The organism is Polaribacter sp. Hel1_33_96 (assembly GCF_002846595.1).
GTDB lineage: Bacteria > Bacteroidota > Bacteroidia > Flavobacteriales > Flavobacteriaceae > Polaribacter.
On sequence record NZ_PJMV01000001.1, the window covers coordinates 857,501 to 870,187 of the forward strand.

Here is a 12,687-nt window from a genome sequence, read left to right on the forward strand (position 1 = left end):
ATGAAAATATTTTAAAACGTAATGTTTTGTTATAAATATTTTTTTTGATATTGTAGTAAAGAATATACGCTGGAAATTATTTAATTTAAAAATTACCTTTTTTAAGCAATTTTTATGAATAAATCCATTTTTATAGTAAGTATGATTATCTCTTCAGTTTTTCTCTAGATGACTTGGGAATAAAGTTTTTTTAAAAATAGAAGTAAACACAAATTTTATTTTTTTAAACCTTATTTGGTTTTAAGAATTAAGGAATATTTAAGTATTTGTGAGTTTGTAAAGAAATTTTCCATTTTGGGTTTTTCATTACATATTCAACAATTTGAACTGTCATTTTTTCTTTTTTACTCCATTCAGGTTGCAAAAACAATTGACATTTTTCATCAACTTTAGCAGCTTGTTCTTCAGCAAATTCAAAATCAGATTTGTTATGAATTATCATTTTTAGCTCATCCGCCTCAGGATAAACTTCAGCTAAAGGTAATTTTGTCTTTTTTGGAGATAGACAGAACCAATCCCATTTTCCAGAAAAAGAATATGCTCCAGAAGTTTCTATATGTGTTTTTATGTTGTTTTTTTGAAGTAAATTTGTAATATAATCCATGGACCACATTAAGGGCTCCCCTCCAGTAATAACAACTGTATTCGCATATTTCTTTACATTCTCAACAATAGTATTTGCAAGTGTAGGAGGATGTAAATCTGCGTTCCAACTTTCTTTCACATCACACCAATGGCAACCAACATCACAACCTCCAACTCTTATAAAATAAGCTGCAGTGCCTGTATGAGAACCTTCACCTTGAATTGTATAGAACTCTTCCATTAATGGAAGCATTATGCCTTTGTTTACTAAATCTTTTGTTTCTTTATTCATCTACATTAAAGTCAACCAAAAAGGTTTTTAAAAGATGCAAAGGTAGTTTTTTGATTATCAAGAATAAAATGAATAATAAATTAATTCTATTTGCTTAAAAATCAATGAAATTATGTAAATTTGCACTCCTTTTTACGAGAACAGATTTATAAAAGGAATTAAACAAAACAATTTATAAAAACAACTCTTTTTGTTTTTATCGTTAAAAGTCTGAAAAACAATAAGATACAAAATTAATTTTCAGAAATGTCTGAAGAAACAAAAAACACTGAAGAGCAAGTAGTTGCTACTGAAGTACAAGAAACAACGACTCCAGTTGTAGATCCGAAACAATTTTTAGCTGATTTTAACTGGCACAAATACGAACAAGGTATTGAAGCTGTTGATGAAGAAAAATTAAAAGCATTTGAAAATGCATTAGAAGGAACTGTAGGTTTCGTAAACGAACGTGATGTAATTGAAGGAACTGTAATTAGAATTACAGACAGAGATGCAATTATTGACATCAATTCTAAATCTGAAGGAGTTATTTCTTTAAACGAATTTCGTTACAATCAAGGTTTAGCTGAAGGAGATACTGTAGAAGTATTAGTTGATAAGAGAGAAGATTCTTCTGGTCAATTGGTATTGTCTCACAAAAAAGCAAGAGTAATCAAAGCTTGGGAGCGTGTTAACAATGCTCATGAAACTGGTGAAGTAGTTAATGGTTTCGTTAAGTGTAGAACTAGAGGTGGTATGATTGTAGATGTTTTCGGAATCGAAGCATTTTTACCAGGATCTCAAATTGACGTTAAGCCAATTAGAGATTACGATCAATATGTAGAGAAGACAATGGAATTCAAAGTTGTGAAAATCAATCACGAATTTAAAAATGTTGTTGTATCTCATAAAGCACTTATTGAAGCGGATATTGAATTACAGAAAAAAGAAATTATTGGTCAATTAGAAAAAGGACAAGTATTAGAAGGTATTGTTAAAAATATTACTTCTTATGGTGTCTTTGTTGATTTAGGTGGTGTTGATGGATTGGTACATATTACTGATTTATCTTGGTCAAGAATCAATCATCCAAATGAGGTTGTAGAATTAGATCAAAAATTAAACGTTGTAATTTTAGATTTTGATGATAATAAATCTAGAATTCAATTAGGATTGAAACAATTATCTGCACATCCTTGGGAAGCTTTAAACTCTGAATTAAAAATTGGAGATAAAGTTACTGGTGAAGTTGTTGTTTTAGCTGATTATGGAGCATTCGTTGAAGTAGAGCAAGGAGTAGAAGGGTTAATTCATGTTTCTGAAATGTCTTGGTCAACTCATTTACGTTCTGCACAAGATTTCGTAAAAGTTGGAGATAAAGTTGAAGCTCAAATTTTAACTTTAGACAGAGAAGACCGTAAAATGTCTTTAGGTATTAAACAATTACATCCAGATCCTTGGACAGATATTACAACTAAATATCCTGTTGGTTCAACTCATACAGGTACTGTAAGAAATTACACGAACTTTGGTGTATTTGTTGAGTTAGAAGAAGGAATCGATGGTTTAGTTTATATCTCTGATTTATCTTGGACGAAGAAAATTAAGCATCCATCAGATTTTGTTACTGTTGGTGATAAATTAGAAGTTCAAGTTTTAGAATTAGATGTAGAGAACAGAAAGTTAAATTTAGGTCATAAGCAAACGCAAGATAATCCTTGGGATGCTCATGAAGCTACTTATGCTATCGGTTCTACGCATGAAGGAGTTGTGAAAGAAAAGAATGATAAAGGGGCAGTTGTAACTTTTGCTGATGGAGTAGAAGGTTTTGCACCAAGTAGATTCTTAGAAAAAGAAGATGGTACTAAATTAGGAAAAGGGGAAACACTTAAGTTTGTAGTTTTAGAATTCTCTAAAGAATACAGAAGAGTTGTTGTATCTCATACATCTATCTTTAAAGAGCAAGAAAAAAGAAATGTGAAAGTTGCCGTTAAAAAAGCAGCTGAAGCAGAAAAAACTACTTTAGGAGACATAGGTGGTCTTGCAGATTTAAAAAAGAAAATGGAAGCTGGTAACAAAAAGAAATAATAATTTCTTAACTAGTTGTTCTTTCTGCGAAGAAAGAAATCCATAATACTTAAAAAGCCATTGCTATTTGCAATGGCTTTTTTTATTGTTCAATCGTTTTATAAATTTTATTTCAGTGTATTAGAATTTAGTAAAAACACTGCGTTTGCTAAAAAGAGTTTTCCATTATGCCAAAAAGATCTAAATAAAGGATTGTCTACCATATAAACAATACTTCCACGTCCTTTTTGTTCTTCTCCAAACAATAACGATTCTGGAATATTTTTAATAGCTCTACTGCCAGCATAGCCAGAAACATTTTCTGTGTCTTTATCAAAGTAAGCAACATTTATGCCATTTTCTAAATAGTTAAATGATGTTCCACTTAATTTTAAAGAAAAATAATCACTTTTATATCCAAAAGCTAGAGGATGAGTTACATCAACTTTACTTTTAAATATTGCCCCAGTAATAAGATTTTGAATATTCTTTCTTTCTTGATCAGCATAAGGAATTAAATTATATTTGGTAGAATCTTTTTTAGACTCTTTACTCTTTATAGAATATCCTTTTTTATCAGCAAAACTATTTAAAGCATTTCCAATCACAATTAATGTTCCACCAGCACTTACAAAAGTTGATAATTTATCTAAGGTAGTTTTATGTAAAACATTACTGTAATATCCATTTGGGATAATTATAACATCATACTTGGAAAAGTTCGTTTTACTAAAATAATCTGAATTTAAAATAGTGAGAGGGTATTTTAATTCTGTTTCAAAAAAGTGCCAAATTTCTCCAAAACTTAGAGATGAAGCTCCTTTGCCCGAAAGTAATGCAATCTTCTGTTTGTTAATGGGCTTTACACTATAAGAGCCAAAATCTAATCCAGAATCTACAAAACCTGTAGCAACTGGTTGAATTTTTCTTTGATGTTTATTAGCAATTTTGTTCAATTTTTCATCAAAGTCAGTAGTTCTATTATCATTTCTTAAAATGATTAAAGTTCCAGGGTCATAAGTTTTCCCTTCTAAAGAAAATATTTTTTCAGAAAAACGAGGCGTTATATTTTGTTGCAACAAAGCCCCTAAAAAAGTAGCATCTTCTAAACTATTCCACTTAGAAATGTAGGCATATGCGCTTTTATCTATAGTATTTGTTATACTTTTTACGGTTTTAGATTCAATAGAACTCACTTTTGTTTTTGATGCAATCGCATCAAAACCATGGGCATAAGGTAAGGACCAAGCTGTAATATCATAAGTTAGGGAGTCTGATAATTTAGCTTTAGGCTCAAACAAAACATTTACCATTTTTCCTTTTGGCTGATTGGTATGAATCACTAAATCACCATCAGAAGTTGTAAATTTCTCCTCTTTTTCTGTATTATAACGGTATCCTTTTATAGTTCCTTTGATGGCATATTCGTATTTAATTTCATGAGTATCTAATAGATCTATTAAACGATTTATTTTATCTTCATTATCATTTTTTAAAACAAAACTTTTGTATTCTAAATTTTTATTCTTGAAGAATTTTTTAAATTCTGAATTTAATTTTTCTGCATTTCTTGATGAAATTTCTACGGTTGATAACCCTGTTGTCATATGATGAAGTGCTCTGTCTTTTAATGTTAAAACTTCACCCTCATCAGTCTGTATTCCTAAACCAGCTCTTCCATGACCAGCTTGTTCATAGGTCATTCCAATTGCACCCATAAAAGTAGGGTAGGTGTCTCCATAACTAGGATATAGCAAATCAAAACTTTCTTTTGTAAAATACAGCCAACCTTCTTTGTCAAAATAATTAGCATGATTTTTTCCTATTTGAGTTTGAAAATCACGCTGCCAATCTGTAATAATTTCATGAAAAGGTTCTGCAGCTGGGGCAAAATAGTAAGGGCTATTAATCCCTTGCTCATGAAAATCTACATGAATATGTGGCATCCATTTGTTATAAATTTTTATTCTTTGCTGAGTTTCAATTTGAGTGGCCCAAGCCCAATCTCTATTCAAATCAAATAAATAATGATTTGGTCTTCCTCCCGGCCATGGTTCATGATGTTCTTTTGCATCTTGAGTAATATTAAATGGCGTACTTTTTACCTGATTAAACCAATTTACATATCGGTCTCTTCCATCTGGATTTATACACGGGTCCATTATAATTACTGTATTTTCCAACCAAGATTTTTTAGCAGTAACCAATTCGTATATGGTTAACATTGAGGCCTCTGTGCTAGAAGCTTCATTTCCATGAACATTATAACTTAACCAAACAATTGCAGTTTTGTTATCGGAATTTCCATTTATAATTCCAGTTTGAGAAAGGTTTGTTTTTCTAATATTTTCTAAATTATTAATGTTTTCTTGGGATGAAATATAACTTAAATACAAAGGCCTATGTTCATTAGTTTCTCCATATTTTTCCAGTTTAACATTAGATAATGTATTGCTAACATATTTAAAATATTCTACAACTTTATGATGTCTTGTAAATCGACTGCCAATTTCATAACCTAAAAACTCGGAAGGAGATTTTATGTTTTGCGATAAAATGTTTCCAAAAGTTAGAAAAGCAATTAATAAAAGTGATTTAATTTTCATGAATTAAGTTTTGATTGTTACCAAAAATAAGAAATAAATTTTATTAAATTAACCTCAATTTTTTGAAGCACGTTAAAAATTTGTTAGATTAAATTTGAGGTAACAAAGTGCCATCAAAATTTAGTATTTTTGATGCATGGCAATAAACGATAGTGATTGTAAAATCACAGAAGCAACCATCAACTATAAGGAGCATTGGAATACTGCTTATCTTATTAATAAGAGAGAAAATTTGGGTTGGTATGAAGAAAAATCATTACCAACGTTATCATTAATCAAAGAAACAGGATTGCCTAAAAATGCTACAATTTTAAATGTAGGATCCGGCTCTTCAATTTTAGTTGATAATTTATTAGAACAAGGATTTTCTAATATTATAGCGAATGATTTATCAGATGAATCATTAAAATTATTAAAGAATAAGTATCAAAAAAATAATAAGATTAAATTTATTGTTGATGATTTATTGAATCCGTCAAAATTGAATGAATTGCAAAATATTGATTTATGGAATGATAGAGCTGTTTTACATTTTTTTTTAGAAAAAGAGCAAATAATTTCCTATTTTAAATTATTAAAGAAGGTTGTAAAACCTGAAGGATTTGTTATTATTTCTGTTTTTGCAAAAAATGGAGCTGAAAAATGCTGTGGCTTGCCACTGAAAAGGTATAATGTGAAAATGTTGGAGAATGAATTAGGAAATGATTTTGTGCTTAAAAAAAGTTTTAACTATACATTTATAAATCCTTCTGGTAATCAAAGGCCTTATATTTATGCGTTATTTCAAAGAAAAAGTTAAAATGAAAACAACACAAATTCCTTTTCAAAAGACAGGTTTTTTCTCAAAAATGATGCATCATTATTTAGAAAAAAACGAAAACATAAAACCATTCTACAACAATTTCCCTGATATTTCTGGATTTCATAATCAAATTGAAGAAAAGCAAAAATCATACAACTTACAAACAAGATTAACATTGGTTGATGCTTTGCAAAAACAATATGCATCTTTTAAAATTTCAGGAAATACCTCTGAAAACATTGAATTGTTAAAACAACAAAATACGTACACAATTTCAACTGGTCATCAATTAAATTTATTTACTGGTCCCTTATATTTTCTTTATAAAATTATTTCTACTATTAATTTATGTGAAGAATTAGCAGAAAAATTTTCTGACCAAAATTTTGTTCCCATGTATTGGATGGCATCAGAAGATCATGATTTTGACGAAATCAATTATTTTAATTTTGGTGGAAAAAAAGTAACTTGGAATCGTAAAGATGGAGGCGCAGTAGGACGTTTTTCTACGGATGGATTAGAAGATGTTTTTGAAGTGTTTTCTAATCATTTAGGAAATTCTAAAAATGCGAAATACTTAAAAAATCTTTTTTCTGAAGGATATTTAAAGCATAATAATTTATCAGATGCAACTCGTTTTATTGCGAATGAATTATTTAAAGAATATGGTTTAGTAATTATTGATGGAGACGATACTAAATTAAAACAGTTATTTAATCCTTTTGTAAAAGAAGAATTACAAAATAATACTTCATTTAAGGAAGTTTCCGAAACGATTCTAGAATTGGAAAGGAATTACAAAATTCAGGTAAATCCGAGAGAAATTAACTTATTTTATTTAGGGAATGAATTTAGAGAACGTATTGTTTTTGAAGACGATGTATATAAAGTAAATAATACTGATATCATTTTTTCGAGAGCTGAAATTTTAGCAGAAGTTGATAAAAATCCAACAGCATTTTCTCCAAATGTAATTATGAGACCTTTGTATCAAGAAGTGATTTTGCCTAATCTATGTTATATTGGTGGAGGAGGAGAAATGGCATATTGGTTTGAATTAAAAACATATTTTGAGAAAGTAAAGATTCCTTTTCCTATTTTGCTATTGCGAAATTCTGTGCAAGTTGTCTCAGAAAAACAATCAAAAAAATTGGAAAAACTAAATATTTCATTTGAAGAAATGTTTTTAAATCAGCATGACTTATTATCTAAAAAGGTCAGAGAAAATTCAGAAATAAAAATTGAATTTACTGAGAAAATTCAGTTTTTGATAAATCAATTTTCAGAACTAAAGGAGATTGCTGAAAAAACGGATGTTTCTTTTTTGAATGCTGTAAATGCGCAAGAGAGAAAACAGGTTAAAGGTCTAGAAAATTTAGATAAACGTTTATGGAAGGCTGAAAAAAGAAGGCAAAAGGATTTAGTTAATAGAATAACAGCACTGCAGAATGAACTTTTACCAAACCAAAGTTTAGAAGAACGTCAACGTAATTTTTCTGAATATTATTTGGAGTATGGTTCATCATTTTTAAAAGCAATGAAAGGTGCTTTAATATCTTTACAATTAGAGTTTACAATAATAGAATTATAATGAAAGAAAAAGGTTTACATCCAAAAAATAAGTTTAACAAAGGTTATGATTTTGATGCTTTAATTGTTGAAAATCCGTTATTGAAAGAGTTTGTGTTAGAAAATAAATTTGGTTCTATAAGTATTGATTTTTCAAATCCAAATGCAGTAAAAGAACTCAATAAAGCATTATTGTTTTCTTAAGATAAACTGAATCTTTGGAATTTCTCTGATGAAAACTTATGTCCGCCAATTCCCGGGCGATTAGACTATATCCTTCATTTATCAGATTTGCTTTCAAAAGAAAAAGATATAAAAATTTTAGATATAGGGACTGGGGCAACTTGTATTTATCCTTTATTAGGTGTTGCAGAATTTAATTGGAATTTTATTGCCACCGATATTGATTTAGACTCTTTAGACTCTGCACAAGATATTATTGATGATAACAATTTAGATGCTAATATTAAGCTTCGCCAGCAATTTGATGAACAACAAATTTTAAAAGGAATTTTAGAAGAAGACGATTTTTTTTCTGCTACGATGTGTAATCCTCCTTTTTACAAATCTGCTGAAGAGGCACGGGGTGCAAATAGAAGAAAATCAAGAAATTTAGGGAATAATGCGGTTAGAAATTTCTCTGGAAACAATAATGAATTGTGGTATAAAGGCGGAGAAAAGGTCTTTTTACATAATTATTTATATGAAAGTTCGCTGTTTTCTAATAAAAGTAAATGGTTCACAAGTTTGGTTTCTAAAAAGGAAAATGTAGAAAGTTTACAAAATTCATCTAAGAAATTAGGTGCAGAAGAGTTTAAGGTAATTAATATGAATCAAGGAAACAAAGTTACGAGAATTGTTTGTTGGAGGTTTTAATTTCACTTTTAACTTCGAAAAATAGAAAACAATATTCTTGAAGACTTTACGATAATTGGTTTATTCGTTGGTCATTTTATATGATATAAATAATACTTAGTTAAAAACTATGTCCTTTATTTTATGCTTTTTACATACAAAATGTAAAATGGTGTATACCAACATATGCACAAAGACTAAACATATAAAAGCATATAAAGGAACTCCAAAAATTTGATAAGGCCAATAATACGTCCAAACTCCCAGGTAAATGGTAATAACTTCACCAAAAGCAGGAAGTATCAAGGCCAAAATAATTGCTAAAAGTATTTTATTTTTTTGTGTTTGATTCGATAATAGAGGAATTAAATTTCTTTCTAATTTATACAAATAATGAAAAGCAAGCATCCACGCAAATGGCAACCACAAGGGCAACGCTCTTGTAACTTCATGATATTCCCAATAACCATTCGTTACTCCCCAAGTTTCGCCAACAATTCCTCCAAAACCAGTAAGCATCATGCCAATTAAAAGCAACCAATTTTTGTTCTTTTTTGGTTTTATAATTTCTTTATAAATATTGTGTACAATTTTCAGAAATAACAGAATAGCAATAATCAAATCATATCTTTTTAAGGTACCAATTAAAATACCTGCAATTATGAGTTTTATAAGTGCTTTTAAAATTTCTTTGAAGAATATATTTTTATTGGTTATCACAATTTAGAATTTTTTCAAAAATAAAAAAACCGAAACGATTTGTTTCGGTTTTAAGGTATTCTTTTTTTATTTTAAAGATTTGGAATCACCAATTCTTGACCCGGATGAATTACATCTGGATTTTTTAAGATATTTGTATTCGCATCATAAATTGCTGTATATTTCATTGCATTTCCATAATAATGCTTTGCAATCTTCCCTAATGTATCGCCACTTTTTACGGTGTGATTTGCAAATATTGTTGTGTCTTCAACAGAAATATCTGCAATTATATCGGTCGGATTATCACCACCAATTTCTTTTATTTTATCCCAAATTAAATTTTTTTCGTACTGATTTTTTGCGGTTCCAGCAACATGTAAAATTCCATCTACCTCTTTTACATTGCCATTTTTAATTTCTAATTCTTGACCTAAGTCTAGAACATTTTGATATTTTTCTTTCATTTTTTTTTTTTTTTAATTAACACTATTATCTGACAGTTTGAATGTCATCTATATAATATCCTTGCTGCGTAAGATCTCCATCTACGGATCCAGCTAATTTGGCTTTTCTTCTTTCTAGATATATTTCTTCGTAATCTTTTGTGTAATGTGCAGATGTAACTATACTTACATCGAATTTAACAGAACTAAAGATATCTTTTTCTGTATTTGCAACAATGGTAATATAAAATTCTACATAACCGATATTTTTAGAACTATCATAGTCCACGGTAATAAAGCCAATTTCATCTTTACCAATAGAGGCCGAAGGGAAATCTATTTCTATACAGCCGCAAGACGCTTGAACATCATAAATAATTAAAGGTTGGTTACCTCTGTTGTAAATTTCATATACTGCTGTTAATTCTGATCCACGCAATATTGGGTAGTAATGACGATCTGGATTTATAATTTCCATTTTAGTTCTTTCCACGTTCTCTATACTTGGTTTTCTTAAATCACAAGAAAAAGAAATTATGGATATTAATAAAAGAAAATATATATTTTTCATTAATGTAAATTTAAACTTTTTTAATTAAATATGATTTCATCACAAGCTAAAGCATTTTTTCCAGCAACATTACTTCTACTAATTTTAACGATAAAAGTATCTGGTAATTGTTCATCATCAAATTTTGAGGGCAGATTGATTGACATTTCTTTTGTAGCCAAATTTGTTTTATCTACCAATGGATTTAATTTTTTAATTAACTTATAATTGGTGTCTAATATTTCAATTACACTAGGGTAATAAATAGCATGCTTTGTATCTTGTAAAAAAGAGAACGTAATTTTTTTTGATCCTTTAATATGTTTTTTTTCAATTTTTAAAGTTAAATTATCTATCGAGCAAATATGCCAATTGGTGTTGTAATCTTTGAAACCAAAAGTGCCATTATTTAAAACCGATATATTGGTGTAATCTTCATCTAAATTTGATAAAATTTCAAAGGGTTTTTTATAGAAATAATGCTTTCTTTTATGATATTTATAAATAGTCTCTTTCCAACTTTTAATGTAATCATCTATTGGATATTTTAATTCATTATATGTTTTTATATTAACAGATTTGCTAAAACTTTTTAATTTATCTAGCATTATTCCAGCTTCGTTTTTTACAATTATTTCTTCATTATTATTGATAGTCGCAAAGCCGTATGTGCCTATTCCATAAACTCTCATCACTTCTAATTTTAAAAAAGTAAGAGCAGTTGCAATCTTTCGAAAGTCGATATCATACTTATTTCTTTCAGTATTCGAGTCGAATTCATCGTAAAAACTAAAGAAGACTTTTGGATTTAAATATTTTTTGACGGTTTTGTTAATACCACTATAAATAGCTAATTCTTCTTTATTGATAAAAAAAGAATCGGTTATAAATGAATAATAAGCGGTTAAGGCACTCGCCAATTTATTTGGAAATTTTTCGTGAAAATACGTATAGATTGCCTGATCTACATTAATATCAGTATTCCATAAAAGTTTGGAAAATATGGTTGATTTTAAATCTTGAAATGTGCTATATTGATATTCACTACCATGCAAGAAAACGCCTTTAACACCTAACTTTTTATATAGTTTTAAGTTTTTCTGAGTAACTTTTAAAGAAGGGTAAATATCAAAATAATTATCAAAATTAACAGCATAATCCCAAATATATATATTTTCTAAATAATTTTTCCATCGTTTAATAGCTTCCTCAAAGTTTTCTAAATATTGAGTATCTTCTATAGGTATACCTTTTTGAATATCTATGGTACTATAAAAAAGTCCCACATTCTTTTCTGCCTTAAATCGTGGAATTTCTTTAACAGTAAAATACGAAGCTGTGAAAAATGATGACTTTTTATGATTTTTTGCTAGCTTATTTAAAAAGGTAAAGACAGCAGGAGCGGCATCTGTAGTTGTATTTCCAACTGCTTTACAAGAAGCGCATGTGCATACAATGCTGTTATCATTTGGTAGAATCATGTATTTGTTGAGCGCATGATCACTATCGTAAATAGTTTTTACTTTTTCATTGATATACTTAAATAAGCTGTCGCTGGTAAAACAATATTGACTTTCAATTCTTTTTTTACCTACTTTGGCATAAATGGATTGTGGTAAATTATACTCTTTAACAATCTTAGAAATGTTGTGCCCCCAAATCCCCCATTCTAATTCTAAATAATTAGTTTTGTTCCAAGCCCTAAAATTAGGTTTGAAATTTGAGGAGAAGTAAGGTTCTCTGTATTCAAAGTCTGGAGAAGAACAACTACTAAATTTATCGGGAATTTTAAGTTCTATTATACCATTGTTTTCATTTCTTTTGTTATTTTTTTCTTTAAAATTTAAACTCGTGTATTTTCTGAAAAAAGCATTCACTCCAAAAACTAAATTTGCTGCGGTTGTTGCTTGAATAGTAATATTTCTATCTTTTTTATTCAAACAATAACTCTCTTTTTGAGAGGGGTTTACCCGTAAAATAATATAAGTATAATTCTTATTTAAATTATGACTTCGCTCAATATATAAATACTGTCCTGTAATATTTCTGAAATTATTATTAAATTCATTTGCAGCATTACTTAAAAGAATATCTGCAGAAAGAGGAATATTTATTTTAGGATATATTTTTTGTTTTTTAGAGTATAAAGTTTCGTTCTTTTGAGCGTAAGAAAAAAGACACAAAAAAAACATTCCAATATATGTATACTTTTTTAAATTCATTCAGAGTGGCTTTAT

General features: G+C 28.7%; 9 protein-coding genes and 1 pseudogene. 4 read left to right on the forward strand and 6 right to left on the reverse strand.

Annotation, left to right across the window (positions count from 1 at the left end):
• Nucleotides 1-247 precede the first annotated feature (247 nt).
• Nucleotides 248-877 carry a 7-carboxy-7-deazaguanine synthase QueE gene (locus ATE90_RS03860; protein WP_036787085.1) on the reverse strand — a complete coding sequence of 210 codons (630 nt, stop codon included), beginning with the start codon at nucleotides 875-877 and terminating at the stop codon, nucleotides 248-250.
• Nucleotides 878-1,123: 246 nt separating this feature from the next.
• Here ATE90_RS03860 and rpsA point away from each other — a divergent pair, with 246 nt between their 5' ends.
• On the forward strand, nucleotides 1,124-2,944 hold the full coding sequence (rpsA, locus tag ATE90_RS03865) for a 30S ribosomal protein S1 (protein WP_036787083.1): 1,821 nt from the start codon (nucleotides 1,124-1,126) through the stop codon (nucleotides 2,942-2,944).
• 107 nt (nucleotides 2,945-3,051) lie between these two features.
• Here the strand turns inward: rpsA and ATE90_RS03870 are convergent, their stop codons facing one another.
• Nucleotides 3,052-5,529 carry a M14 family metallopeptidase gene (locus tag ATE90_RS03870; RefSeq protein ID WP_036787080.1) on the reverse strand — a complete coding sequence of 826 codons (2,478 nt, stop codon included), beginning with the start codon at nucleotides 5,527-5,529 and terminating at the stop codon, nucleotides 3,052-3,054.
• 136 nt (nucleotides 5,530-5,665) lie between these two features.
• Here ATE90_RS03870 and ATE90_RS03875 point away from each other — a divergent pair, with 136 nt between their 5' ends.
• From ATE90_RS03875 to rlmF, 3 genes and pseudogenes are all read left to right on the forward strand, one after another.
• Nucleotides 5,666-6,328, forward strand: a complete 663-nt coding sequence (locus ATE90_RS03875; protein ID WP_052107568.1) for a class I SAM-dependent methyltransferase — start codon at nucleotides 5,666-5,668, stop codon at nucleotides 6,326-6,328.
• A gap of 1 nt (nucleotide 6,329) precedes the next feature.
• Nucleotides 6,330-7,922: a bacillithiol biosynthesis cysteine-adding enzyme BshC gene (gene bshC / locus ATE90_RS03880; RefSeq protein ID WP_101451507.1), complete on the forward strand. Its 1,593-nt coding sequence runs from the start codon at nucleotides 6,330-6,332 to the stop codon at nucleotides 7,920-7,922.
• Nucleotides 7,922-8,776 (forward strand): annotated as a pseudogene (rlmF, locus tag ATE90_RS03885) (23S rRNA (adenine(1618)-N(6))-methyltransferase RlmF). The gene bshC and the pseudogene rlmF overlap by 1 nt, the downstream one beginning before the upstream one ends.
• A gap of 96 nt (nucleotides 8,777-8,872) precedes the next feature.
• Here the strand turns inward: rlmF and ATE90_RS03890 are convergent.
• From ATE90_RS03890 to ATE90_RS03905, 4 genes are all read right to left on the reverse strand, one after another.
• Nucleotides 8,873-9,475, reverse strand: a complete 603-nt coding sequence (locus ATE90_RS03890; RefSeq protein ID WP_036787074.1) for a hypothetical protein — start codon at nucleotides 9,473-9,475, stop codon at nucleotides 8,873-8,875.
• Between the two features lie 71 nt (nucleotides 9,476-9,546).
• On the reverse strand, nucleotides 9,547-9,921 hold the full coding sequence (locus ATE90_RS03895) for a LysM peptidoglycan-binding domain-containing protein (protein ID WP_036787071.1): 375 nt from the start codon (nucleotides 9,919-9,921) through the stop codon (nucleotides 9,547-9,549).
• Nucleotides 9,922-9,946: 25 nt separating this feature from the next.
• A complete protein-coding gene (locus ATE90_RS03900) occupies nucleotides 9,947-10,471 on the reverse strand; it encodes a DUF1573 domain-containing protein (protein WP_036787068.1) in 525 nt (174 codons plus the stop codon).
• Between the two features lie 20 nt (nucleotides 10,472-10,491).
• Nucleotides 10,492-12,672: a DUF4838 domain-containing protein gene (locus ATE90_RS03905; protein WP_036787065.1), complete on the reverse strand. Its 2,181-nt coding sequence runs from the start codon at nucleotides 12,670-12,672 to the stop codon at nucleotides 10,492-10,494.
• Nucleotides 12,673-12,687: the final 15 nt, after the last annotated feature.